We start from the raw sequence: 24,300 nt of genomic DNA, 5'->3' as shown, positions 1-24,300 counted from the left end.
TCCATGAACGAACTCAGCAACGTTTTCGGCCAGCCCCAGGGCGCTCAGGCTTTCGACCAGATCCAGATCTCGATCGCCTCGCCGGAGCGTATCCGCTCCTGGTCCTACGGCGAGATCAAGAAGCCGGAGACCATCAACTATCGTACCTTCAAGCCGGAGCGTGACGGCCTGTTCTGCGCCCGCATCTTCGGCCCGATCAAGGATTACGAGTGCTTGTGCGGCAAGTACAAGCGCATGAAGTACCGTGGCGTGATCTGCGAGAAGTGCGGCGTTGAAGTCACGCTCTCGAAGGTGCGCCGCGAGCGCATGGGCCATATCGAACTGGCTTCGCCGGTCGCCCATATCTGGTTCCTGAAGTCGCTGCCCTCGCGCATCGGCCTGATGCTCGACATGACGCTGAAGGACCTGGAGCGCATCCTGTACTTCGAAAACTACGTCGTCATCGAGCCGGGCCTCAGCCCGCTGAAGATGTTCGACCTGCTGACCGAAGAGCAGTATCTGCGCGCCCAGGAAGAGTATGGTGAGGACAGCTTTGTCGCCAAGATCGGCGCCGAGGCGATCCGCGACCTGCTGATGGGCATCAACCTGGAGCAGGAGCGGATCAACATCCGCGAGGAGCTGGCCGAGACCACGTCGGAACTGAAGCCGAAGAAGCTGGTCAAGCGCCTCAAGCTGGTGGAAAGCTTCATCGAGTCCGGCAACAAGCCGGAATGGATGGTGCTGACCGTGGTGCCGGTGATTCCGCCGGAACTGCGTCCGCTGGTGCCGCTGGATGGCGGCCGCTTCGCCACCTCGGATCTCAACGATCTCTATCGACGCGTCATCAACCGCAACAACCGCCTGAAGCGGCTGATCGAACTGCGCGCGCCGGACATCATCGTGCGCAACGAAAAGCGCATGCTGCAGGAAGCGGTTGACGCCCTGTTCGACAACGGTCGCCGTGGCCGCGTCATCACCGGCGCCAACAAGCGTCCGCTGAAGTCGCTCTCCGACATGCTGAAGGGCAAGCAGGGCCGTTTCCGCCAGAACCTGCTCGGCAAGCGCGTCGACTACTCCGGCCGTTCGGTCATCGTCGTCGGCCCGGAACTGAAGCTGCACCAGTGCGGCCTGCCGAAGAAGATGGCGCTCGAACTGTTCAAGCCGTTCATCTACTCCAAGCTTGAGCTGCGCGGCCTCGCCGCCACCGTCAAGATGGCGAAGAAGATGGTGGAGAAGGAGCGTCCGGAAGTTTGGGACATCCTGGAAGAGGTGATCCGCGAGCATCCGGTGCTGCTGAACCGCGCCCCGACCTTGCACCGCCTCGGCATCCAGGCGTTCGAGCCGATGCTGATCGAAGGCAAGGCGATCCAGCTTCATCCGCTGGTTTGCTCGGCCTTCAACGCCGACTTCGACGGTGACCAGATGGCGGTGCACGTGCCGCTGTCGCTGGAAGCCCAGCTTGAAGCCCGCGTGCTGATGATGTCGACCAACAACATCCTCAGCCCGGCGAATGGCAAGCCGATCATCGTGCCGTCGCAGGATATCGTGCTCGGCCTCTACTACCAGACGCTGGAGCGCAGCACCCCGCGCGGCGACGTGGTGAAGATCAAGGACCCGGCGGTGCTGATCAAGGCCTGGGCCGAAGACGACGTGATCGTGTTCGATGCCAAGACCCGCGTCGAGCTGCCGAAGACCAACGTGAAGGCCGAAGCCGAGCGTATCCTGGCTTCCGATGCCATCATCGAGCGCGTGCCGTTCTTTGCCACCGTGTCGGAAATCCAGCAGGCGCTGGATGCCAAGGCGATCTCGCTGCATAACCGCATCAAGTCGCGCCTGAACACCGTGGACTCGGAGAACAACCCGATTGTTGCCCGCGTCGTCACCACCTCGGGCCGCATGCTGCTGTCCGAGATCCTGCCGAAGGACAAGAACGTCCCGTTCAAGGTGATCAACCAGCTTCTGACCAAGAAGGAGATCACCAACGTCATCGACGTGGTGTATCGCCATTGCGGCCAGAAGGAGACGGTCATTTTCTGCGACCGTATGATGGCGCTCGGTTTCGCCCGTGCCTGCCGCGCCGGCATTTCGTTCGGCAAGGACGACATGCTCGTGCCGGCCACCAAGGAGAAACTGATCAACGACACCAAGTCGCTTGTGTCGGAATACGAGCAGCAGTACCAGGACGGTCTGATCACCCAGGGTGAGAAGTACAACAAGGTGGTCGATGCCTGGTCGCAGTGCACCGACAAGGTGGCGGACGAGATGATGAAGGTCATTCAGACCGACATCGATCCGAATAACGGCACCCGCAAGAACACCAACTCGATCTGGATGATGGCGCATTCCGGCGCCCGTGGTTCGGCCAACCAGATGAAGCAGCTTGCCGGCATGCGTGGCCTTATGGCCAAGCCGTCGGGCGAGATCATCGAAACGCCGATCATCTCCAACTTCAAGGAAGGCCTTACCGTGCTCGAGTACTTCAACTCGACCCACGGCGCCCGCAAGGGTCTGGCTGACACCGCCTTGAAGACCGCGAACTCGGGCTACCTGACCCGTCGCCTGGTCGACGTGGCGCAGGATTGCATCATCACCGAGGAAGATTGCGGCACCGAGCGCGGCCTTACGGTCAGCGAAGTGGTGGAAGGCGCCGATGTCATCGCCACGCTCGGCGAGCGCATCCTGGGCCGTTTTGCCAGCGTCGACGTGAAGCATCCGCTTACCGGCGAAGTGATCGTGCCGGCGGCCGAGATGATCCAGGAACGCGACGTGGATCGCATCGAGACGGCCGGTGTCGAAACCGTGCTGATCCGCTCGGTGCTGACCTGCGAAGCGCCGACCGGCGTTTGCGGCAAGTGCTATGGCCGTGACCTTGCGCGCGGCACCACCGTGAATATCGGTGAGGCCGTGGGCGTCATCGCGGCGCAGTCGATCGGCGAGCCGGGCACCCAGCTCACCATGCGTACCTTCCATATCGGCGGCACGGCCCAGGTGGCCGAGCAGTCGAGCCTGGATGCGCCCTACGACGCCACCATCAAGGTGGTGAACCGCAACCTCGTTACCGATAGCTCGGGCCGCTTCGTGGTCATGGGCCGCAATTCGGAAATCGTGCTGGTGGACGGCAACGGCCGCGAGCGCGCCCGCTACAAGGTGCCTTACGGCTCCCGCCTGGCGGTGGATGAAGGCGGCAAGGTGAAGAAGGGCCAGCGCATCGTCGAGTGGGATCCTTACACCCGCCCGGTGATCACCGAGCGCGCCGGTATCGTGCACTTCCGCGACCTCGTGGAAGGCGTCTCGATCCGCGAAGCGACCGACGAAGCCACCGGCATCACCTATCGCGTGGTGGCCGACTGGAAGCAGAACCCGAAGGGCGCCGAACTGCGTCCGCGCATCACGCTCCGTGATGAAAAGGGCGAAGTGCTCACGCTGGCCAATGGCGGCGAAGCGCGCTACTTCCTGTCGCCGGATGCCATTCTCTCGGTCGAGGATAACGCCACCGTTCATGCCGGCGACGTGCTCGCCCGTATCCCGGTGGAAGGCACCAAGACCCGCGACATCACCGGCGGTCTGCCGCGCGTGGCCGAACTTTTCGAAGCCCGCCGTCCGAAGGATCATGCGATCATCGCCGAAATCGATGGCCGCGTGGAATTCGGCAAGGACTACAAGGCCAAGCGCCGCCTGGTGATCCGCCCGGTGGAAGAGGGTCTTGAGCCGGTCGAATACCTGATCCCGAAGGGCAAGCATATTGCCGTGCAGGAAGGTGATTTCGTGCGTGTTGGCGACCATCTGCTCGATGGCAACCCGGCGCCGCATGACATCCTCAAGGTGCTCGGCGTCGAGGCGCTGGCCAACTATCTCGTGAACGAGATCCAGGAGGTCTATCGCCTGCAGGGTGTGAAGATCAACGACAAGCATATCGAGGTCATCTGCCGCCAGATGCTGCAGAAGGTCGAGATCACCGATCCGGGCGATACCACGTTCCTGATCGGCGAGCAGGTCGACAAGGTCGAGTTCGAGGAAGTCAACGGCAAGACCCAGGCCGAGGGCCGCAAGATTGCCAAGGCGATGCCGGTGTTGCTCGGTATCACCAAGGCGAGCCTGCAGACCCGGTCCTTCATCTCGGCCGCGTCCTTCCAGGAAACCACCCGCGTGCTCACCGAGGCCGCCGTGTCGGGCAAGACGGACAGCCTGATCGGCCTCAAGGAGAACGTCATCGTCGGTCGCCTGATCCCGGCCGGCACCGGCGCGATCATGGGCCGCATGAAGTCGCTCGCCGCCCAGCGCGACCGCGACTTCGCCGATGCGCTCGAGAGCGAACTGCAGGCAGCGGTCGGCGGCGACGCCGACTGAGCCTCTGGTTCATACCGATAAGAAAAGGGCGGGTCGCAAGACCCGCCCTTTTTTTGCCGCTTTTCCCGATAAGATACGGCGAGCAGGCAGGGGAAGAATGTTCATGCGAGCGATTTTTGTTGTGTTCACGCTGCTGCTCACTGCTTGGGCCGGTGGGGCTCGCGCGTGCTCCGTTGGCCGGATTACACTTGAGGAACGCTTCAACGGAATCCCGACAATCTTCTATGCGCGTATAGTGGAGCTCGAACGACCGGCGCCAATACCTCCTGAGCTGATTGGCCGGCCGGTAATTCAGATACCTCCTAGGGGCCGTTTCGAGCTGATCGAAGTACTCAAAGGCGACCCACCACTCGACAAATGGATGCGGGATCATCCATCAAGCTGCGGTGTAGGGCTGAAGCCTAGTGCTTACTACATCTTCTTCACATATAGCGATCCTGCGGTCTCGTCATGGGCTGCCGGTTCGCGTCGATATGAAGGCCCCGACGATCCGGAGCTATTGCTCATGCTGGCTAAACTGCGGGCGCTGTCAGGGCGCTGATATCAGCCGTAGCCGAAGCCCACCGCGCCGCAGAGGAACATGTTGATGCTGGAGCCATCGGCGGAGAGCGGCATGATCAGTCGCTCGTATTCCAGATGTATGCTTGGCCAATCTCAAGGCGTAATCAATTCCAGCGTCGGGAAATAACTTTTGAACCGGCCCTTGTCGCGGCTGAGCAGCGGTATCCCGGCCACGGCGGCATGGGCGCCGATGAAGAAATCGGGCAGCACCCCGGCCTTGCCGCCTTGTCGGCGGAAATGGCGGAAGGCCTTGCCGGCAAGAAACAGGGCGGCGGGTGGTATCTCCACGCTATCTATGCGCATCAGATCTAGCGTCTCGTCCAGGTCTTCGATCCGCTCGAAGCCGATGGAGAATTCGGCGTAGATCACCGGGTTGATCAGCAGCCGGTGAGTCAGCGACCAGCGTTCCAACTGCTGCTGCGACCAGTCCGCCCAGCGCGGATCGTCGGTGATGAGATCAAGCAGCAGGTTGGTGTCGACCAGCACAGCCTCGGCCATGATCAGCCGCCGCGCGTCAGCGCCATGATCTCGTCGGTGCTGAGGCCCTGTTTCAGCTTGCCGCGCAGCCGGGCGAAAGGAGAGGTGGCTACTACAGCCTCGGCGCCGTCGGCGCGCTGTACCACCACCGCACCATCCGGGCGCAGTTCGAAGCTCACCGCCATGCCGGGGCGCAAGCCAAGATGCTCGCGTACCCGCTTCGGGATCGTCACCTGGCCTTTGCTAGTAAGGGCATGAGACATGGCGTCTCCTGGTAATACTAATTACATTCAGGTATTACTTAGTCCATGCGGGTTTGCTGTGCAAGACTATGCTGGAATCGGGTGAAGATATGTTCTCTTTTTGTATGCATTGTGGTATGATCTACCAGATGCGGGTTTCGCCAAGTGGCGGCAAGGTTCAGGGCTTGCCTATCGGTGGCCTTCGCCTGGAATAAGCCGGAATAAGCAGAAATAAGCAGAAATAAGAAGAAATAAGCAGGAATAAGGCCGGTTTGGATGGAATGGAGCGACGATGCGGTAGTGCTGAGCGTCCGCCATCATGGCGAGAATGCCCGTATCGTCACATTGCTGGCAGAGAACCAGGGCCGCCATGCCGGGTTGCTGCGCGGCAGCGGTTCCGCCAAGGGCGGGGCGTTGCAGCCGGGGCAGGTGGTGCATGCCACCTGGCGGGCCAGGCTGGCCGAGCATCTCGGGCATTTCAGCCTGGAGCCGCTGTCCCATCCCGCCGCCCTGATGCTGGACGATGCCGCTCGCCTGGCTGGCCTCAATGCCGCGCTCGGGCTGGTGGAGGCGACCTTGCCCGAACGCGAGCCGCATCCGGCCTTGTTCGCCGCCACCAGGCTGCTGCTGGAAACCATGGCCGAGATGCCCGACCCGGCCGACTGGGGCGCGCTCTATGTGCGCTGGGAATTGGGCCTGCTGGCCGAGATGGGCTATGGCCTCGATCTCGAAAGCTGCGCCGCCACCGGTTCCCGGCAGCGGCTCACCCATGTCTCGCCGCGCTCCGGCCGGGCGGTTTCGGCCGAGGCCGCCGAACCCTATGCCGGGCGGTTGCTGGCGCTGCCGGCCTTCCTGGTGCCGGGCAGGGGGGCGCCGCCCGCCAACCATCCTGGCGCGGACGTGCTGGCCGGCCTCGGCCTGACCGGGTATTTCCTGGAAAAACGGCTATTTGCCGTGCTGCATGGCCCGGTTCCCGCCGCCCGCCCACGACTGCTAGAGGCTATCACCAAGGCCCTAGCTATATCTGGTGATTTCGATATAACCGCGCCATGAGCAAGCATGTGCCCCCCCGGGAGTTTCCCGATTCCATCCGCGACGTGCCGCTGCCCTCGGCGCTCTCGGAACGCTATCTCGCCTATGCCCTGAGCACGATCACGGCGCGCTCGCTGCCCGATGCCCGCGACGGCCTGAAGCCGGTGCAGCGCCGGCTGCTCTATGCCATGCGGCTGCTCAAGCTTGATCCGGCGGCCGGCTACAAGAAATGCGCCCGTGTCGTCGGCGACGTGATCGGTAAATACCATCCCCATGGCGACCAGTCGGTCTACGACGCCCTGGTGCGCCTGGCCCAGGAATTCGCCCAGCGTTACACGCTGGTGGATGGCCAGGGCAATTTCGGCAATATCGACGGCGATAACGCCGCGGCGATGCGCTACACCGAAGCCCGCTTGACCGAGATCGCCGACCTGCTGCTTTCCGGCCTGGACCAGGAGACGGTGGATTTCCGCCCGACCTATGACGGCACCGAGGAAGAACCCATCGTGCTGCCGGCCGGCCTGCCGAACCTGCTGGCCAATGGCGCCAGCGGCATCGCGGTCGGCATGGCCACCTCGATTCCGCCGCATAATCTGCCCGAGCTGTGCGACGGCCTGCTGCATCTGATCAAGCACCGCAATGCCAGCATCGAGAAGCTGGTGGAACTGATTCCGGGGCCTGATTTCCCCACCGGCGGCCTGCTGGTGGAGCCGGCGGAAACCCGGCTTGAAGCCTACCGCACCGGTCGCGGCAGCTTCCGCCTGCGTGCCCGCTGGGTGCAGGAGGAATTGCAGCGCGGTGCCTGGCAGATCGTCGTCACCGAAATTCCCTACCAGGTGCAGAAGTCGAAGCTGATCGAGAAGATCGCCGAACTGATCAACGAGCGCAAACTGCCGCTGCTCGGCGATATCCGCGATGAATCGGCCGAGGATGTGCGGCTGGTGCTGGAGCCGAAAAGCCGCAACGTCGATCCGGCGGTACTTATGGAAAGCCTGTTCCGCGCCAGCGATCTCGAGATTCGCTTCCCGCTGAATCTCAACGTGCTGGATGGCGGCAAGGTGCCGCGCGTGATGAACCTGCGCGAGGCTTTGCAGGCCTATCTCGATCACCGCATGGAAGTGCTGGAGCGCCGTTCGCGCTACCGCCAGGGCCAGATCGAGCGCCGCCTGGAACTGCTCGAAGGCTTCCTGATCGCCTATCTGAATCTCGACGAGTTGATCGCCATCATCCGGCATGAGGACGAGCCGAAGCCGGTGATGATGCAGCGCTTCAAGCTCACTGATAATCAGGCCGAAGCCATTCTCAACATGCGCCTGCGCAGTCTGCGCCGCCTGGAGGAAATGGAAATCCGCACCGAGCACAAGCAGCTTTCGGAAGAGTTGAAGAATCTGAAGAAGCTGCTCGCCGATGAGGACCAGCGCTGGCAGTCGATTGCGGCTGAGTTGCAGGAATTGAAGAAGAAGGTCGGCCCCAAGACCGCTTTGGGTAAGCGCCGCACCACGGTGGCCGATGCGCCGCAGATTTCGGAAGAAGCTTTCGAGGCCCTGGTCGAGCGCGAGCCGATCACCGTGATCTGTTCCGAGAAGGGCTGGATCCGCGCCCTCAAGGGGCATGTGCAGGATGATGGCAACGCCGCCTTCAAGGAAGGTGACAAGGGCCGCTTCTGGATGCATGCCGAAAGCACCGACAAGCTGATGCTGTTCGGCACCAATGGCCGCGTCTACACCATCGCCTGCGATAAGCTGCCGCGCGGCCGTGGTCATGGCGAGCCGGTGCGCCTCACCGTCGATCTCGGCAACGACCAGGATATCGTCACGCTGTTCAAGTATCAGGGCGACCGCAAATTCCTGGTGGCCGCCAGCGATGGTCGTGGCTTCATCTGCCCTGAATCCGAGATGCTGGCGCAGACCCGTGCCGGCAAGCAGATCCTGAACGTACAGGCGCCGGCGGAAGCCTGTGTCTGCACCGTGGTGGAAGGCGATCATGTCGCCGTGGTTGGCAATAATCGCAAGCTGCTGATCTTCCCGCTGGATCAGGTGCCGGAAATGACCAAGGGCCGTGGCATCACCTTGCAGAAATACAAGGATGGCACGCTGTCGGACGCCAAGACCTTCAAGCTCAAGGAAGGCCTAACCTGGATCGACCGCGCCGGTCGGGTCAAGACCGAGAACGACTTGAAGGAATACCGCGCCGAGCGCGCCCAGGCTGGCCGCATCGTGCCGCGCGGCTTCAACACCAATAACCGCTTCAGCTAAGCCGAATTACAGGGCGGCGGCCTTTATCGCCGCCGCCTTGTAGCGGTCCACCAGCAAGCGCTTCACCAGCTTGCCGGTCGGCGTGCGCGGCAGTTCCGCATCGAAATCGATGCTGCGCGGACATTTCACGCCGGAGAGATGCTGGCGGCAATAGGCGATCAGCTCGCGCTCCATGTCCTGGCCGGCCTTGCGGTGATCCTGTAGCTGCACCACGGCTTTCACCTGCTCGCCCATCTCTGGGTCCGGCACGCCGAACACTGCCACATCGGCCACCGCCGGATGGTTGATCAGCACATTCTCGGCTTCCTGCGGATAGATGTTCACGCCGCCGGAAATGATCATGTAAGCCTTTCGGTCGGTGAGGTAGAGATAGCCGTCATCATCCAGGAAGCCGACATCGCCGAGCGTCGACCAGCCTTCGGCATTGTAGGCGCCGCGCGTCTTGTCGGCATCGTTGTGGTATGAGAACGGCGGCCCGCCGGCGAAATACACCGTGCCGATCTGGCCGGTGGGCAGCAGCGCGCCTTCTTCGCTCACGATCTTGATTTCGGCCACCGCCGCACGGCCGACGCTGCCGCGATGGCTCAGCCATTCCGCCGAGGTGATCAGGGTGACGCCATTGCCCTCGGTGCCGGCGTAATACTCGATCAGGATCGGACCCCACCAATCGATCATCTGCTGCTTGATATCCACCGGGCAGGGCGCGGCGGCATGGATCGCGGCTTTCAGGGATGAGACATCGTAACGCTGTCGTTCGGCCTCGGGCAGTTTCAGCATGCGCACGAACATGGTCGGCACAAGCTGGGTATGGGTGGCGCGGTATTGCCCGACTAATTTCAGGAAAAGCTCCGGCTCGAACTTTTCCATCACCACCACGGTGCCGCCCAGCGCCACGCACATCATGGAATAGCGCAACGGCGCGGCATGATAGAGCGGAGCAGGGGAGAGATAGATGCTGTTGCCATCCATGCCGCACAGGCCATGCACCAGGCGATGCAGGAAGGGATTGACCCAGCCGATCTTTTCGCCGGTGAATACCGGCTTGACGCCCTTGGGCCGTCCGGTGGTGCCCGATGAATAGAGCATGTCCAGCCCCACCACCTGATCCGGGATCGGCTCGGCGGGTTGGGTTTCGAGGGCGGCTTCCCAGGATTGAAAGCTGGGCAGCGTGCCATTGCAGGCGAAGCAGGCGATGTCATCGCCGAGCATCGCCCGCACCGCCTTGGCCTGTTCCGCCAGCTTGGCCGAGGCAACGAAAGCCTTGGCGCCGCAATCCTTGACGATATAGCCGATCTCGGCCGGCGTCAGATGTGTGCTGATCGCGGTGTAGTAGATGCCGCTGCGCTGTGCCGACCAGCAGATTTCCAGGAAGGCGAAGCTGTTTTCCACCAGCAGGGCGATATGATCCTGCGGCTTCAGTCCCAGCCAGCGCAAAAGCTGCGCGCCCTGGTTGGAGCGCCGGTCAAGCTCGGCATAGCTCAACGTGGCGCCGCTGCCGGCCATGATATAGGCCGGCTTCCCCGGATGCGTCGCCGCGTGGAACGACGGATGCAGCATGGCACAGGTCCCTGTTTCTCTCCCCTTGGGGCTGGAGACTAGCAGCAGGGTACCAGCCAGGGCCAGAGAAACCGCAGCGGGCTTGCCTGACTTGGGGCAGCGGCTACACTTGTGTGGTTTTTTCAGCGCGAGCAAATGTGATGGATCTTGATGGTGCCCTACGGCCCTTTATCGCCAATGACCGTATCCCCGGCATCAGCTATGCCCTGACCGACGCCGAAGGCCGCTTCGCCGAAGGGGCGTTGGGCCTGCGCAGTATCGAGAGCGGCGTGGCGATGACACCCGACACGGTGGGCTGGATCGCCTCGATGACCAAGCTGGTCACGACAACAGCCGCGATGCAGCTTGTGGAGCAGGGCAGGCTGTCGCTGGACAGCAGCGTGCAGGAAATCCTGCCGGAATTGCCGCCCCGCCAGGTGCTGACAGGTTTTGATGCCGATAAGCAGCCGATCCTGCGACCCGTTGCCGCCCCGATCACGCTGCACCATCTGCTCACCCATACTTCCGGCTTTTCCTACGACACCTGGAACAAGGCGCTGTTCGATTACGCCAAGGCAAACGGCATTCCACGCATTGGCACCAGTCTGCTGAAGGCACTGGACCTGCCGATGTTGTTCGATCCCGGCAAAAAATATGAATACGGCATGAGCACCGACTATGTCGGATTGATGGTGGAGCGGGCGAGCGGCAAATCGCTGGAGCGGTATTTCCGCGACCATATCTTCGCCCCCTTAGGTGTCGAGGATATCAATTTCTTGTTGCGCCCCGATCAACGCCAGCGTCTGGCGCAGATGCATCATCGCCAACCCGATGGCAGCCTTGAGGTGATGGAGCATGAGGTGCCGCAGAAACCGGAATTCTTCATGGGCAGCGGTGGCCTCTATGGCACCATGCCGGATTATGTGCGCTTCCTCGGACTGTTCCTGCGGGGCGGCCTGGGTGTGCTGAAACCCGAGACAATCGAGTTGATGTTCTCCAACCGCATCGGTGAAATTGACGCCAATGGTTTCCCGGCTGGTGCTTCGCCGAGCAGTGGCGAGCGGCGCTACTTCCCCGGCCGGCGCTGGAAATGGGGCTATGGCGTAGCGGTGAATCCGGAGCCAACAGCGGAAGGCCGTGCCGCCTATAGCGGCACCTGGGGTGGCCGCAGCAATTGCTATTTCTGGGTTGACCGCACCCGTGGCATTGCCGGCGCGGTGATGGCGCAATTGCTGCCATTCCCCGATCCGCATGTGCTGGATGCCTTCTACGCTTTCGAGCGCGCGGTTTATAATTAAGCTTGACGGCTTCAGAAACCGCGCGTAAAACCCCGCGCCATGCTGCATTCACGCCGCAACACCACCGCGACCACCACCACCACTATCCGCTTTGGCGGACTGGGGACTGGTCGCTTGCGCGCCTGATACACGCCGCATAAACCAACCCACAGGCCCCGCCGGCAACGACGGGGCCTTGGTTTTGTTCGGGGTCTCCGTCCCGGCATTTCACGAATGGAGACACCCATGGACCACAACGACCACCGTGCTATCGGCAACCGCCTTGATCTCTTCCACCAGCAGGAGGAAGGGCCCGGCATGATCTTCTGGCATCCGCGCGGCTTCGCGCTCTATCGCGTGATCGAGGAATATATCCGTCGCCGCATGCGCCAGGCGGGTTTCCGCGAAATCCGCACGCCGCAAATGCTGGCGCGCTCGCTCTGGGAACAGAGCGGCCATTGGGAGAAGTTCGGCGACAACATGTTCGCGCTGGATGATGGCCACCGGCCTTTCGCGCTCAAGCCGATGAGTTGTCCCTGCCATGTGCAGGTTTTCCGCAAGCGGGTGCGATCCTTCCGTGAATTGCCGCTGCGCTTCGCCGAATTCGGTGCCTGCCACCGCAACGAGCCATCCGGCGCCTTGCAGGGCCTGATGCGCACGCGCGCCTTTGTGCAGGATGATGCACATATCTTCTGCCGCGAGGATCAGATCGTGCAGGAGGTGGCGAATTTCGCCCGCATGCTGTGCCAGGTCTACGGCGATTTCGGCTTTCCCGATTTCCGCGTCGGTTTCTCGACGCGGCCCCAGAGCCGCGCCGGTGACGATGCGCTATGGGATCGTGCCGAGGCGGCGCTGGCTGAAGCCGCGCGCTCGGCAGGGCTGAACTGCATCGAGCAGCCGGGCGAGGGCGCCTTCTATGGCCCGAAGCTGGATTTCATCCTGCGGGATGCGCGCGGCCGCGATTGGCAATGCGGTACGGTGCAGCTCGATTTCGTGCTGCCCGAGCGGCTGGATGTTGAGTATGTCGACAGCGACAATCAGCGCCGCCGCCCGGTGATGATCCATCACGCCGTGCTTGGCAGCATGGAGCGCTTTATCGGCATGCTGCTGGAGCATTACGAAGGCAAGCTGCCCTTCTGGCTGGCGCCGGAGCAGGTGCTGGTGGCCAGTATCAAGCCGGATCAGGCCGAGTATGCGGATGAGGTGGCGGCGGCACTGGAGGAAGCGGGTTTTCGTGCCGTTGCGGATCTGCGGCCCGAGCGCCTGAGTCAGAAGCTGCATGATGCCCATGCCCAGCATATCCCGGTGCTGCTGGTGGTAGGCGCGGCGGAAATGCAGCAAGGCGAGGTGGCCTGGCGCGAAGCGGATGGCGCCGTGAGCGTGATGAGCCGGGCGGCTGCGGTTGCCCGGCTTGGAACCATGGGCGGGGGCTAATCGGCCTTCTTTTCGCCCTCGGCGGCGTCGCCTTCGCCGTCCTTCTTTTCGGTGTCGGGCTTCAGGAACCACGGGATGAAGGGTACGTCGACCCGTACGGTGGCGAACTTGAAATCGCCGATCTGGTATTGCTGCAAAACTTGAGTGAAATCGCGCGGGCCGATGAAGATGGCGCGCTGATCCGGGTCCATCGGGTCGAAGGTCACCATCACCGGCGTGGTGTTGGGGAAAGCGCGCAGGTAGTAGCGCATGGCAACGCGGGCGATATCGTCGGTCTGGGTTGCCGCAAAGGGCGCCTTGACGATGGTGACCGACTTCTCGCCGATCACGGTCATGGAAATCTCATGCTCCATCGGGATCAGCGGCTGGCCGCTGGCGCTTTTCTTTTTCTTCCCGAACAGAAAGCCAAACATTCCATCTCTCCTGACCCGGCCTTATCCACTATGCCAGGGGTTGCCGTGGCCTTCATAGTGAATCACGCCTTGCGGGGCAAGACAGCATCGCTTGACGCAGTAAAGTTCTTTTTATGTTCCCGTCGCCGCGACCGCGTGTCGCGCGCCGGAGCAGGCGACGAAAGCTGCCGAATCTGGCTGAATGGCGGTCCGGAATCAGGGTGTGGACGGATCATGGACAGCCTCTATCTCAAGGTGCTGCTGCTGGGCCTGGTGGAAGGGCTCACTGAGTTCATCCCGGTTTCCTCCACCGGCCATCTGATCCTGCTCGGTGACCTGCTCGGTTTCGAAGGGCCGCCCGGCAAGGTGTTCGAGATTGCCATCCAGTTGGGCGCCATCCTGGCGGTCTGTCTGGTCTACTGGCGCCGGCTCTATGACACGCTGCGCGGCTTGGGGAGAGACGACCGCGCTAACCGCTTCACGGTGAACCTGCTCTTCGCCTTCCTGCCGGCCATGGTGATCGGCTTCTTCGCCCATGGCTTTATCAAGGGCGTGCTGTTCAACCCTTGGGTCGTTTCGGTGGCGCTGATTGTTGGCGGCTTTATCATCCTGGCGGTGGAGCGGTTTGCTGGCGAGGGCGAAATCGCCAGCGTCGATGATTTCCGTTTCCGCCTGTCGCTGAAGATCGGCTTCATCCAGTGTCTGGCGATGATCCCTGGCGTATCGCGTTCGGGCGCCACCATCATCGGTGCGCGGCTGCTTGGCGTGCAGCGCGCCGCCGCCGCCGAATTCAGTTTCTTCCTCGCCATGCCGACCATGGCCGCCGCCACCGCCTACGACCTGATGAAGAACTGGCAGGGGCTCAGCCTCAAGGATGGCGGCGTCATCGGGCTGGGTTTCCTGGTCGCCTTCGCCAGCGCGCTGCTGGTGGTGCGGGCGGTGATCGGCTTCATCAACCGCTACGGCTTCGCGCCCTTCGCCTATTACCGCATCCTCTTGGGCGCGGGCATGCTTGTGCTATTGTTCCTGCGCTAGACAAAAACAAGAAAAGCAGAGGAACCGCCCGATGAGTTTGCCCGCTTCGGTCCATGAAGCCTTCGCCGCCACCATCAAGACGCATCCCGGCCATGCCTTCCTCTGCCTGGCGGCGCGCGCTGACCGCGATTACTGGCCGCAGGGCGTCGAGCTGACCTTCGCCGAAGTGAGCGTGCATGTGGAGGCGATGAAGGCGCTGTACAAGGCAGCGGGCTACGGGTTGGGGCATCGCGTGGCCTTGCTGCTGGAGATGCGGCCGGAATTCTTTTTCCATTATCTGGCATTGAATGCACTCGGCGTCGGCATCGTGCCGGTCAATCCGGATTACCGGCATGACGAAATGCTCTACCAGATGCAGCATTCGGAAGCCGATCTTGCCGTGGTGCTGCCGGGCCGCATCGCCGATCTGGAGCGGGTTGCCGCCGACCGTCCTGAGAAGCCGCTGCCGGTGGTGAACGGCCTGAAGATGCCGGCCAAACTGCCGAAGCCGGCGACGCCGCCGGGCGAAGGCGTGCCTGGCCAGCAGACCGAAGCCGGTTTGCTCTATACCTCCGGCACCACCGGGCGGCCCAAGGGCTGCGTGCTGACCAACTATTATTTTCTCAATGCCGGCGCCTGGTATCGCGATATCGGCGGCGTGATGAGCCTGCGGCTAGGCGAGGAGCGTTTCTATAATCCGTTGCCGCTGTTCCACATGAACCATCTGGCGATCACGGTGACCTGTGCCATCCTCACCGGTAATTGCCTGATCCTGCCGGAGCGTTTCAGCCCGACCCGCTGGTGGCCCGAAGTGGTGCAGACCCGCGCCACCGTCATCCATTACCTCGGCGTGGTGCCGCCCTTGCTGCTGAACCAGCCACAGAGCGATATTGAGCGCCAGCATTGTGTCCGCTTTGGCCTTGGTGCCGGGGTCGAGCCTTTGTTGCACAAGCCGTTCGAGGATCGCTTTGGCTTCCCACTGGTCGAGGTCTGGGGCATGACCGAGACCGGGCGCATCCTGGCCGATAATTTCGAGCCGCGCCGCATCGACACGCGCGCCTTCGGCAAGCCGGTCGCCGGCCTGGAAGCCAAGGTGGTGGATGCCAATGATGTGGAAGTGCCACGCGGCGAGGAAGGCCAGTTGCTGGTGCGCCATTCAGCCGCCGACCCGCGCCGTGGCTTCTATGGCGGCTATCTCAAGAACCCTGAGGCCACCGAGGAAGCCTGGAAGGGCGGCTGGTTCCATACCGGCGATGCGGTGCGCATGGGCGATGACGGGATGCTGTATTTCGTCGACCGCATGAAGAATATCATCCGTCGCGCGGGTGAGAATATCGCCGCCGCCGAGATCGAGGCGGTGCTGCAGGCGCATGACGCCGTGGCACAGGTGGCGGTGCTGGCGGTGCCGGATGAAATCCGCGAGGAAGAGGTGTTGGCCTGCATCGTGGCGATGCCCGGAACCAAGGCCAACGAGGCCCTGGCAGAACAGCTTTTTGCCTGGTGCAACGAAAGGCTGGCCTATTTCAAGGCGCCAGGCTGGCTGCTGTTTGTCGACGCATTGCCGACTACCGGCACCCAGAAGGTACAGAAGACGCAGATTTTCCGCCCTGGCGAGGATCCCAGGCAGCGCCCTGGCATCATCGACCTGCGGGCGCGCAAGAAGCGGTGAGGGATATGACGACACAAAAGCATCTGGCACGCTGGCTGGCTATCGTCGCGGGGCTTGTCGCCCTGATGGTGGTGATTGGTGGCCTGACGCGGCTGACCAATTCCGGCCTCTCCATGGTGGAATGGCGGCCGGTCACCGGCTGGCTGCCGCCGCTTTCCGAAGCCGCCTGGATGGCCGAGTTCGAGAAGTACAAGCAATTCCCGGAATACCAGAAGATCAACCTCGGCATGGATCTCGCCGGCTTCAAGGAAATCTACTGGTTTGAATATATCCATCGCCTGCTCGGCCGCCTGATCGGCGTTGCCTTCGCGCTGCCGCTGCTGTGGTTCTGGATCCGGCGCCAGATTCCGGCCGGCATGCATCTGCATCTGGTGCTGATGCTGCTGCTCGGCGGCGCCCAGGGCGGCGTTGGCTGGTTCATGGTCGCCAGCGGCCTGATCGATCATCCCGATGTCAGCCATTACCGCCTCACCATGCATCTCGGTCTGGCCTTCCTGATCTTTGCTTACCTGCTCTGGGGCGTGCTCTCGATGGCGCGCGGCTCGCGCATGCAGAGCCCGGCCGGTGGCGGCCTGGCGATCCTGTTTGTTGCGCTGGTCTATCTTCAGATTCTTTCCGGTGGCCTGGTCGCCGGCATGAATGCCGGCCTGGCGCATAACACCTGGCCGCTGATGGAAGGCAAGTTCATTCCCGATGGTCTCGGCATCATGACGCCGCTGTGGCACAACATCTTCGAGAATGCACTCACCGTGCAGTTCCAGCATCGCATGCTGGCCTATGCCGTGCTCGCTTTTGCCATCCTGATCTGGGTCCGCTATGCCGGCCGGGTGAGCAATGGCGCCCGTCATATGCTGCTCGGCATGGTGCTTCTGCAGGTCTGCTTGGGCATTGCCACGCTGCTGGCGCATGTGCCGGTTTCGCTGGGGGCGCTGCACCAGTTCGGCGCCCTGCTGGTGCTGATGGGCGGCATCATGCTGTGGCATGGCAAGGCACGCCGCCATGGCTGAAGCGGATATTGTTTTTTTATATGTCACCTGTCCGACCCTGACGGAGGCGGAGACGCTTGCCGAGGCCGTTGTCGGGCAGCGGCTGGCCGCCTGCGCCAATATCCTGCCCGGCATGCGCTCGGTCTATTGGTGGCAGGGCAAGCTGGAAAAAGCCGATGAAATCGTGCTGATCTTCAAGACTCAGGCAAATCTGGTGGAGGCTGCCACCGCGGCGATCAAGGCGGCCCATTCTTACACCGTGCCGTGCGTGCTGCCGCTGCCGGTGCTGCCGGGCGGCAACCCGGATTACCGCGCCTGGCTGGCGGAGCAGACACAGTAAGCCAGACACAGTAAGATTGTAGCGGTGCATTTTTACCGCTTGTCCTGACGGGCAGGAGGCGTAGGCTAGGCCTAAGAATCAGCCGGGCTCCCCATGCAGAAACACGCCGCTTTCCTGACGCTGGCCTTTTCCAGCGTCGCGCACACCTTTTCCCACCTGTTCACCTTGCTCTTCGCCACCGTGGTGCTGGTGCTCGAGCGTGAATGGGGCATGAGCTACGACACGCTGTTTGCGCTCTCGATTCCGATGAGCGTGTTGTTCGGCGCCGCGGCTCTGCCCGCCGGCTGGCTTGGCGACAAATGGTCCGCCTCGGGCATGATGGCGTTGTTCTTCCTTGGCGTCGGTGCCGGTTCCATCGCGGCGGGTTTCGCGGATGGTCCGCTCTCCCTCTGCCTCGGCCTTGCCTGCATCGGCCTGTTCGCCTCGATCTATCATCCGGTCGGTATTCCCTGGCTGGTGCGCAATGCCGCCAATCGCGGCCGTGCGCTTGGCATCAATGGCGTGTTCGGCTCCATCGGCACGGCTTCCGCTGCCCTGGTTGCCGGCCTGCTGGCGAATTTCTACGGCTGGCGCGCTGCCTTCATCGTGCCGGGCTTGGTCTGCCTGGTGATCGGCCTTGCCTTCGTCTGGGCGCGGCAAAGCGATCTGCTGCTGGATCGCGGCGAGGATATGTCGCCGCAGCCGCAGCCGGAGAAGGCGGATATCTGGCGCGTTTTCTGGGTGATGTCGGCCACCATGCTGTGCACCGGCCTGACCTTCCAGGCAACATCCTTTGCTCTGCCCAAGGTGTTCGACGAACGCCTTGGCGCCACGCTTGGCGGTTCGGTGCTGGGCATCGGCGGCATGGTCACGCTGGTCTACACGCTCTCGGCTTTGCTGCAGGTGGTGGGGGGCGAACTCGCCGACCGCTATTCGCTGCGCGGCGTTTATGCCAGCGCGCAATGGCTGCAGATCCCGGTGATCGCAATTGGCATGATCACTGTGCATCCGGCCCTGGTCGGCGTCGCGGCGTTGATGGTGGGCCTTAATGTGCTGGGCCAGCCGGCGGAGAATTCGCTGCTGGCGCGCTATACGCCGCCGCAATGGCGCGGCCGCGCCTTCGGCGCCAAATTCGTGCTGACCCTGGGTGTCGGCTCGCTCGGCGCGGCGATGATCCCGGTGATCTACCGGTTCACCGGCTCGCTGGACATTCTGTTCGTCGTACTCGGCTGCTGCGCCATTGGTGCCGGTGCCTTCGCGCTGCTGCTGCCCAAGGATAACGGCAATGCCGCGGCGGCTGCGCCGGAAGCCCAGGCAGCGGAGTAACTAGTAGGGCAGGCCGGCGTAATTCTCTGCCATCGCCCGCAGCGCATGCTCTGAACTGACAAGATAATCCAGTTCGGTGTGCTGGATGCGCTGCTCGAAGCCGCTGCTGTCGGGGAAGCGGTGCAGCATGCTGGTCATCCACCAGGAGAAGCGCACCGCCTTCCATACCCGGGCGAGCGCCGTGGCGGAATAGGCATCGATGCCGGCGGGTGACTTCTCGATGTAGAATTCCATCAGTGCGCGGCTGAGATAGAACACATCGCTGGCCGCGAGATTCAAGCCCTTGGCGCCGGTCGGTGGCACGATATGGGCGGCATCGCCGGCCAGGAAGAGCTGGCCGTAGCGCATCGGCTCGGCGACGAAGCTGCGCAGCGGCGCGATGCTCTTTTCGATCGAAGCGCCTTGCTCCAGCCGTGCCACGGCGGTGGCATCCAGTCGTTGGCTGAGCTCGTCATAGAACCGCGCGTCGGACCAGTTCTCCACCTTGTCGTCGAGGTCGCACTGGATATACAGCCGGCTGCGCGTATGGGAGCGCATCGAGCAGAGCGCGAAGCCGCGCTCGTGGTTGGCATAGATCAGTTCTTCCGAGACCGGCGGCTTGTCGACCAGGATGCCGAGCCAGCCGAATGGGTAGGCGCGTTCGAATACCTGCTGTACATGGGCCGGGATGCTGCGGCGGCTGACGCCATGCGAGCCATCGCAGCCGGCGATGAAATCGCAATCCAGGCGCTGTACCACGCCATCCTTCTTGAAGGTGACATAGGGGCGGGCGGTGGTCACATCATGCAGTATTACATCCTCGGCCTCGTAGATGGTGAGGGCGCCAGAGGCGGCGCGCGCTTCCATCAGGTCGCGGGTGATCTCGGTCTGGCCATAGACGACGACGCTGCGGCCGACAAGCTGGTGGAAATTGATGCGGTGGCGGGCGCCGCCGAAGCTGATCTCGACGCCCTCATGCACCAGCCCCTCGCGGTGCAGGCGCTCGGCGCAGCCGACTTCCTCAAGCAGTCCCACTGTGCCGGTTTCGATCACGCCGGCGCGGATGCGGCCCAGCACGTAGTCGGCGCTGCGTAATTCCAGGATCACGGCGTCGATGCCGGCCTTGTGCAATAGCTGGCCGAGCAGCAGGCCGGCCGGCCCGGCGCCGATGATGGCGACTTGGGTACGCTTGGGCAGCGTCATGTGGTTTCCTCCGCTGTGGCCAAGGTAGGCTCCGGCGGGCTCCAGCGCGATGGACGGATGTAACAAAAACTTGGATAATCCGAACATGAAACGGGAGGAGTGAGGGGATGCGGCAAGTCCCGACCTATGCGCTATACGGCGAAAAAAGCTCGAATCAGCCCACGGATTGGCTGCATTGCGAGTCGATCCCGGCGCGGTCGTCGCGCTTCAACTGGGAGATTGCCGCCCATCGCCATACCAACCTGTTTCAGATTCTGAACATGACCCGGGGCCGCGCCGATTGCCTGATTGGCGAGGTGTGGCGGCCGCTGAAGCCGCCGGTGGCGGTGCTGGTGATGCCGGGCGTGGTGCATGGTTTCCGCTTCTCGCCCGATACCGATGGCCATGTGCTGACGCTGCTGGCCGACCAGGCGCTGCAATTTCCCGGCCTGGCGCCGCAATTGCGGCCGCTGCTGGCGCAATCGCGCATCATCGAGTTGCCGGCGGATTCCAGCCCTGCCGTAGCGCAGGCGGTGCAGGCCGTGGTGAGCGATTATGCCGGTTCAGGCGTCAGCCGGGTCGGCATGATCGAGGCGCAATTGACCGTGTTGCTGATCACGCTGGGCCGCGTGCTGGCCGCCGATGCCGATGCCTTGAGTCCGAACCGCCATGCCGCCGCCTTCCGCGCCCTGCTGGACCAGCATTATCGCGAGCAGCGCAGCGTTGCCTTCTATGCCCGCAAGCTCGGCATTTCGGAGGTGCATCTCAACCGCGTCTGCCGCGCCAGCCTCGGCCACTCGGCGCTCGGCGTGATCAACCAGCGCCTGCTGGTGGAAGCGCGGCGCGATCTGACATTCACGCTGCTGAGTGTGAAGGAAGTGGCCTATTCCTTGGGCTTCCAGGACCCGGCCTATTTCACCCGCTTCTTCACCAAGCAGGCCGGCATGACGCCGACCGAGTTCAGGCGGCGTTCAACAAGGAAAGATTCAGCCTGAAAAGCTTTAATCAATATTCATCCCAATTATCATTTAGAAAAATTTCATGATCCTCACAATGTTCGATAGCCTTTGTGAAGATGGCTTCAGAGAAGACGCTTATAAATTCTGATACTTGCAAAACAAGCATTGTAGGCTTGTCAGACTGGATGCTCATTATGGGTTTAATTTTCTGCATCCGAAGCTTTTGAGTTATATTGTATATATGGAAAAAACTGTCGAGTTCGCTGCTCTCGATGTTGCGCGGTCGTATTATTAGTTTTGCGACGATATCCATCTTTGATCGAAAGATGACAAGTTCTTTATGATGGATAATGATATTTAGAATTCTAGAAATGGGTATTGTTTTTGTGCTGGGATAAATATCAACATCTTCGTAATTCTGTTTAAAATAAAAACCTAAGAGTGGAACGTGTGCTTTTTGTGATGCCTTTGTCATTTCCAAATCAGACAAGAAGCGGCGTGCATTAATAGCTAGTGCGATAATGTCATCAACAAACAGTGATTTTTGTCGCTCGTTTATATCTACTTCAGTTTCACTTTCTAACGCATTTGCAAAGGAGGTTAGGCGAGCCAGTCGGTCTAAAATAGTATTGTAACTCAGCCGTATGCTTTTGACTTTTCTTCTTAAGGCCGTTTTTTCTTCGTCCGTAGGCATAGTTCAGGCGGCGTTCAGGCCCGCATCCAGATCGCTGATCAGGTCGGCGACATCCTCGATACCCACGGACAGGCGGATGGTGTCGTCGCCAGCACCGGCACCGGCGCGCTGTTCGGGCGTGAGCTGGCGGTGCGTGGTGGAGGCGGGGTGGATGATCAGGCTGCGGGTATCGCCGATATTGGCGAGGTGTGACCACAGCTTCACGGTCTCCACCAGCTTGGTGCCGGCGGCATAGCCGCCCTTGACGCCGAAGGTGAAGACCGAGCCGGCGCCCTTGGGCAGGTACTTCTTCGCCAGCGCGTGATAGCGGTCGCTGGGCAGGCCGGCATAGCTGACCCAGGCCACCTTGGGATGCTTGGAGAGGAACTCGGCGACCGCCTGGCCATTGGCGCAATGCTTCTGCATGCGCAGGCTCAGGGTTTCCATGCCGGTGAGGATCATGAAGGCATTGAACGGCGAGATCGCCGGGCCGAGATCGCGCAAGCTCACCGCGCGGCAGGCGACGGCAAAGGCCATGTCGCCGAAGGTCTCGTAGAAGTTCAGGCCGTGATAGGCCGGCGTGGCGGCGGCGACATGGGGGAATTTGTCGTTCTGGCCCCAGTTGAAATTGCCGCCATCGACGATCACGCCGCCCATCGAGTTGCCGTGGCCGCCAAGGAACTTGGTGGCGGAATGCAGCACGATATCGGCGCCCCATTCGACCGGGCGGCAGAGATAGGGCGTCGCCATGGTGTTATCGACGATCAGCGGGATGCCGGCGTCATGCGCTACCTTTGCCAAAGCCTCGATATCGGAAATCACGCCGCCCGGATTGGCCAGGCTTTCGACGAAGATCGCCTTGGTCTTGGGCGTGATGGCGGCGGCAAAGCCGGCGATATCATCGGGATCGACAAAGGTCGCGTGCCAGTCGAAACGCTTGAAGCTGTGCGTGAACTGGGTGATCGAGCCGCCATAGAGCTTGCGCGAGGCGACGATATGATCGCCCGGATTCATCAGCATGTGGCAGGCGATGAGCTGCGCCGCATGGCCGGAAGCCACGGCGGTGGCGGCGCGCGCATTCTCAAGGGCGGCCACCTTCTGCTCCAGCACGGCGGTGGTGGGGTTGGTGAGGCGGGTATAGATGTTGCCGAAGGTCTGCAGGTTGAACAGCGACGCGGCATGGTCCACGTCGTCGAACACATAGGCCGTGGTCTGGAAGATCGGCGTGGTGCGGGCGCCGGTATTCGGCTCAGGCGAGGTGCCGGCATGCACCTGCAGGGTGTCGAAGCCGAAGGGCGAGGCGTTGGGATTGTTAGGGGAGGGGGGATTCGTGTTGTTGCTCATGACACTCAGATCCGGCGTTGCTTCTTGGCGGAGATGACACGGGTATTCACCCCCATCCAGCCGATTTCCAGCGACAGGCGGCCATATTCGATCTTCGGGCAGCGATTCATCACCACCTTCAGCCCGGCGGCTTCCGCCTTGGCGGCTGCTTCGTCGTTGCGCACGCCAAGCTGCATCCACAGCACCTTGGCGCCGATCTTGATTGCTTCGTCGGCAATCGGCGGGATGGCTTCCGAATTGCGGAAGCAATCCACCATGTCAACCTTCACTGGAATTTCACTCAAGGCTCCATAGACCTTCTCGCCGAGGATTTCCTTGCCGACTTCGCGCGGGTTCACCGGGATGACGCGGTAGCCCTTGGCCTGCAGGTATTTCATCGCGAAATAGGACGGCCGGTTCCAGTTGGCGCTGGCGCCCACCATGGCGATCACCTGCGTGCTGCGCAGGATGCCGCGGATATAGTCTTCGCTATAGCTATCGTGATTCATGATCGGGACTCACTCGCCCTTCCAGCAGGGGATGCGCTTTTCGATAAAGGCGTCGATGCCTTCCTCGGCATCGCGGATCAGCATATTCTCGGTCATCACCTGCGAGGCATAGTCATAGGCCTGGGCCAGCGGCAATTCGCGCTGGCGGTAGAAGGCTTCCTTGCCGATTTTGAGTGTCAGCGGCGATTTCGAGGCGATCAGCTCGGCCAGCTTCAGGGTGGCATCGGCCAGCTCGGCGGCGGGCACCACGCGGTTGATCAGGCCGATCTCGCGGGCATGCTGGGCGCTGGCCGGCTCGCCGGTGAGCAGCATTTCCATGGCCTGCTTGTTCGAGACATTGCGCGACAAGGCCACCATCGGGGTGGAGCAGAACAACCCGATATTCACGCCCGGCGTGGCGAAGCGGGCGGTATCGGCGGCCACGGCCAGGTCGCAGCTCGCCACCAACTGGCAGCCGGCGGCGCTGGCAGTGCCATGCACCTGGGCGATCACCGGCTTGGGCAACGCCACGATGGATTGCATCAGGGTCGAGCATTGCTTGAACAGGTTTTCGATCGCCTTGCGGTTCGGCAGGCCGCGCACTTCCTTCAGGTCGTGGCCGGCGCAGAAGCCGGGGCCGCTGGCGGCGATGATCACGACCGTGGTGGCGCGGTCATTGCGGAGGACGTCGAGTTCCGCCTGCAACTGCCGCATCAGGTCGGAGGACAGCGCGTTATAGGCCTTGGGCCGGTTCAGCGTCAGGCGCACCACGCCCGGCGCGGCCTGCTCGCGCAGCACAATTGTATCCGGGCTGAGGTCGAGGGCGGCGGACATCGGGCAGCTCCTGGGC

20 protein-coding genes are annotated in these 24,300 nt (G+C 62.2%); 11 read left to right on the top strand and 9 right to left on the bottom strand.

The features are described from left to right. Positions 1–3 precede the first annotated feature (3 nt). A complete protein-coding gene (rpoC, locus tag V6B08_RS20500) occupies positions 4–4,326 on the top strand; it encodes a DNA-directed RNA polymerase subunit beta' (RefSeq protein ID WP_341984456.1) in 4,323 nt (1,440 codons plus the stop codon). Between the two features lie 654 nt (positions 4,327–4,980). Here rpoC and V6B08_RS20495 read toward each other — a convergent pair. Together V6B08_RS20495 and V6B08_RS20490 are read right to left on the bottom strand one after the other, a co-directional pair. Further along, positions 4,981–5,385 (bottom strand): type II toxin-antitoxin system VapC family toxin, encoded by a 405-nt coding sequence (locus V6B08_RS20495; protein WP_341984454.1) that lies wholly within the window; start codon positions 5,383–5,385, stop codon positions 4,981–4,983. Positions 5,386–5,387: 2 nt separating this feature from the next. Next, the gene (locus tag V6B08_RS20490) at positions 5,388–5,627 is read right to left on the bottom strand and encodes an AbrB/MazE/SpoVT family DNA-binding domain-containing protein (RefSeq protein ID WP_341984452.1); all 240 of its coding nucleotides are present in this window, start codon (positions 5,625–5,627) and stop codon (positions 5,388–5,390) included. Between the two features lie 255 nt (positions 5,628–5,882). Here V6B08_RS20490 and recO point away from each other — a divergent pair, with 255 nt between their 5' ends. Then, positions 5,883–6,659: a DNA repair protein RecO gene (recO, locus tag V6B08_RS20485; RefSeq protein WP_341984450.1), complete on the top strand. Its 777-nt coding sequence runs from the start codon at positions 5,883–5,885 to the stop codon at positions 6,657–6,659. Then, positions 6,656–8,893 carry a DNA topoisomerase IV subunit A gene (gene parC / locus V6B08_RS20480; protein ID WP_341984448.1) on the top strand — a complete coding sequence of 746 codons (2,238 nt, stop codon included), beginning with the start codon at positions 6,656–6,658 and terminating at the stop codon, positions 8,891–8,893. Before recO ends, parC begins: the two co-directional genes overlap by 4 nt. Before the next feature lie 6 nt (positions 8,894–8,899). On the opposite strand, the gene V6B08_RS20475 is transcribed toward parC, so the two are convergent. After that, a complete protein-coding gene (locus V6B08_RS20475; RefSeq protein WP_341984446.1) occupies positions 8,900–10,450 on the bottom strand; it encodes an acyl-CoA synthetase in 1,551 nt (516 codons plus the stop codon). A 140-nt stretch (positions 10,451–10,590) separates the two neighbouring features. Between V6B08_RS20475 and V6B08_RS20470 the strand changes: the two genes are divergently transcribed. Then, a complete protein-coding gene (locus tag V6B08_RS20470) occupies positions 10,591–11,727 on the top strand; it encodes a serine hydrolase domain-containing protein (protein ID WP_341984444.1) in 1,137 nt (378 codons plus the stop codon). Between the two features lie 225 nt (positions 11,728–11,952). Then, positions 11,953–13,140 carry a threonine--tRNA ligase gene (thrS, locus tag V6B08_RS20465; protein WP_341984443.1) on the top strand — a complete coding sequence of 396 codons (1,188 nt, stop codon included), beginning with the start codon at positions 11,953–11,955 and terminating at the stop codon, positions 13,138–13,140. On the opposite strand, the gene V6B08_RS20460 is transcribed toward thrS, so the two are convergent. Next, on the bottom strand, positions 13,137–13,553 hold the full coding sequence (locus V6B08_RS20460; protein WP_341984440.1) for a hypothetical protein: 417 nt from the start codon (positions 13,551–13,553) through the stop codon (positions 13,137–13,139). The two genes, thrS and V6B08_RS20460, sit on opposite strands and share 4 nt — an antisense overlap. Before the next feature lie 213 nt (positions 13,554–13,766). On the opposite strand from V6B08_RS20460, the gene V6B08_RS20455 reads away from it, so the two are divergent. From V6B08_RS20455 to V6B08_RS20435, 5 genes are all read left to right on the top strand, one after another. Beyond that, on the top strand, positions 13,767–14,567 hold the full coding sequence (locus tag V6B08_RS20455) for an undecaprenyl-diphosphate phosphatase (RefSeq protein ID WP_341984438.1): 801 nt from the start codon (positions 13,767–13,769) through the stop codon (positions 14,565–14,567). 31 nt (positions 14,568–14,598) lie between these two features. After that, a complete protein-coding gene (locus V6B08_RS20450) occupies positions 14,599–16,215 on the top strand; it encodes an AMP-binding protein (protein WP_341984436.1) in 1,617 nt (538 codons plus the stop codon). Positions 16,216–16,220: 5 nt separating this feature from the next. Beyond that, on the top strand, positions 16,221–17,222 hold the full coding sequence (locus V6B08_RS20445; RefSeq protein ID WP_341984434.1) for a COX15/CtaA family protein: 1,002 nt from the start codon (positions 16,221–16,223) through the stop codon (positions 17,220–17,222). Continuing rightward, positions 17,215–17,541, top strand: a complete 327-nt coding sequence (cutA, locus tag V6B08_RS20440; RefSeq protein WP_341984432.1) for a divalent-cation tolerance protein CutA — start codon at positions 17,215–17,217, stop codon at positions 17,539–17,541. The genes V6B08_RS20445 and cutA overlap by 8 nt, the downstream gene beginning before the upstream one ends. Before the next feature lie 93 nt (positions 17,542–17,634). Beyond that, complete coding sequence (locus V6B08_RS20435; protein ID WP_341984430.1) at positions 17,635–18,846, top strand: MFS transporter; 1,212 nt, start codon at positions 17,635–17,637, stop codon at positions 18,844–18,846. Here the strand turns inward: V6B08_RS20435 and pobA are convergent, their stop codons facing one another. Next, entirely contained in the window at positions 18,847–20,028 is a 1,182-nt protein-coding gene (gene pobA / locus V6B08_RS20430) for a 4-hydroxybenzoate 3-monooxygenase (RefSeq protein ID WP_341984428.1), read from the bottom strand. Positions 20,029–20,135: 107 nt separating this feature from the next. Here pobA and V6B08_RS20425 point away from each other — a divergent pair, with 107 nt between their 5' ends. Then, positions 20,136–21,002, top strand: coding sequence for a helix-turn-helix domain-containing protein (locus tag V6B08_RS20425; protein ID WP_341984426.1), 867 nt, complete (start codon positions 20,136–20,138; stop codon positions 21,000–21,002). Positions 21,003–21,012: 10 nt separating this feature from the next. On the opposite strand, the gene V6B08_RS20420 is transcribed toward V6B08_RS20425, so the two are convergent. Genes V6B08_RS20420 through V6B08_RS20405 form a run of 4 tightly spaced genes read right to left on the bottom strand, consistent with a single transcriptional unit; the run spans position 21,013 to position 24,284 of the window. Continuing rightward, positions 21,013–21,660, bottom strand: a complete 648-nt coding sequence (locus V6B08_RS20420) for a hypothetical protein (protein WP_341984423.1) — start codon at positions 21,658–21,660, stop codon at positions 21,013–21,015. 3 nt (positions 21,661–21,663) lie between these two features. Continuing rightward, complete coding sequence (locus V6B08_RS20415; RefSeq protein WP_341984421.1) at positions 21,664–22,983, bottom strand: O-acetylhomoserine aminocarboxypropyltransferase; 1,320 nt, start codon at positions 22,981–22,983, stop codon at positions 21,664–21,666. 5 nt (positions 22,984–22,988) lie between these two features. Beyond that, positions 22,989–23,471 (bottom strand): CoA-binding protein, encoded by a 483-nt coding sequence (locus V6B08_RS20410; protein WP_341984419.1) that lies wholly within the window; start codon positions 23,469–23,471, stop codon positions 22,989–22,991. A gap of 9 nt (positions 23,472–23,480) precedes the next feature. Continuing rightward, positions 23,481–24,284, bottom strand: coding sequence for an enoyl-CoA hydratase (locus tag V6B08_RS20405; RefSeq protein WP_341984417.1), 804 nt, complete (start codon positions 24,282–24,284; stop codon positions 23,481–23,483). Positions 24,285–24,300: the final 16 nt, after the last annotated feature.

Origin of the sequence: Ferrovibrio sp. MS7 (assembly GCF_038404985.1) — a bacterium.
Taxonomy (GTDB): Bacteria; Pseudomonadota; Alphaproteobacteria; order Ferrovibrionales; family Ferrovibrionaceae; genus Ferrovibrio; species Ferrovibrio plantarum.
Note: the sequence above shows the minus strand (reverse complement) of the source record. Positions and strands in the feature narration are given on the sequence as shown.

Bases quoted from the DNA above. Each gene is read 5' to 3' on its own strand.
- V6B08_RS20410 (WP_341984419.1), bottom strand. From the start codon at position 23,471: ATGAATCACGATAGCTATAGCGAAGACTATATCCGCGGCATCCTGCGC.
- V6B08_RS20420 (WP_341984423.1), bottom strand. From the start codon at position 21,660: ATGCCTACGGACGAAGAAAAAACGGCCTTAAGAAGAAAAGTCAAAAGC.
- V6B08_RS20470 (WP_341984444.1), top strand. From the start codon at position 10,591: ATGGATCTTGATGGTGCCCTACGGCCCTTTATCGCCAATGACCGTATC.
- V6B08_RS20475 (WP_341984446.1), bottom strand. From the start codon at position 10,450: ATGCTGCATCCGTCGTTCCACGCGGCGACGCATCCGGGGAAGCCGGCC.
- V6B08_RS20490 (WP_341984452.1), bottom strand. From the start codon at position 5,627: ATGTCTCATGCCCTTACTAGCAAAGGCCAGGTGACGATCCCGAAGCGG.
- V6B08_RS20445 (WP_341984434.1), top strand. From the start codon at position 16,221: ATGACGACACAAAAGCATCTGGCACGCTGGCTGGCTATCGTCGCGGGG.
- recO (WP_341984450.1), top strand. From the start codon at position 5,883: ATGGAATGGAGCGACGATGCGGTAGTGCTGAGCGTCCGCCATCATGGC.
- rpoC (WP_341984456.1), top strand. From the start codon at position 4: ATGAACGAACTCAGCAACGTTTTCGGCCAGCCCCAGGGCGCTCAGGCT.
- V6B08_RS20415 (WP_341984421.1), bottom strand. From the start codon at position 22,983: ATGAGCAACAACACGAATCCCCCCTCCCCTAACAATCCCAACGCCTCG.
- V6B08_RS20495 (WP_341984454.1), bottom strand. From the start codon at position 5,385: ATGGCCGAGGCTGTGCTGGTCGACACCAACCTGCTGCTTGATCTCATC.
- parC (WP_341984448.1), top strand. From the start codon at position 6,656: ATGAGCAAGCATGTGCCCCCCCGGGAGTTTCCCGATTCCATCCGCGAC.
- V6B08_RS20405 (WP_341984417.1), bottom strand. From the start codon at position 24,284: ATGTCCGCCGCCCTCGACCTCAGCCCGGATACAATTGTGCTGCGCGAG.
- V6B08_RS20460 (WP_341984440.1), bottom strand. From the start codon at position 13,553: ATGTTTGGCTTTCTGTTCGGGAAGAAAAAGAAAAGCGCCAGCGGCCAG.
- cutA (WP_341984432.1), top strand. From the start codon at position 17,215: ATGGCTGAAGCGGATATTGTTTTTTTATATGTCACCTGTCCGACCCTG.
- V6B08_RS20425 (WP_341984426.1), top strand. From the start codon at position 20,136: ATGCGGCAAGTCCCGACCTATGCGCTATACGGCGAAAAAAGCTCGAAT.
- V6B08_RS20450 (WP_341984436.1), top strand. From the start codon at position 14,599: ATGAGTTTGCCCGCTTCGGTCCATGAAGCCTTCGCCGCCACCATCAAG.
- thrS (WP_341984443.1), top strand. From the start codon at position 11,953: ATGGACCACAACGACCACCGTGCTATCGGCAACCGCCTTGATCTCTTC.
- V6B08_RS20435 (WP_341984430.1), top strand. From the start codon at position 17,635: ATGCAGAAACACGCCGCTTTCCTGACGCTGGCCTTTTCCAGCGTCGCG.
- pobA (WP_341984428.1), bottom strand. From the start codon at position 20,028: ATGACGCTGCCCAAGCGTACCCAAGTCGCCATCATCGGCGCCGGGCCG.
- V6B08_RS20455 (WP_341984438.1), top strand. From the start codon at position 13,767: ATGGACAGCCTCTATCTCAAGGTGCTGCTGCTGGGCCTGGTGGAAGGG.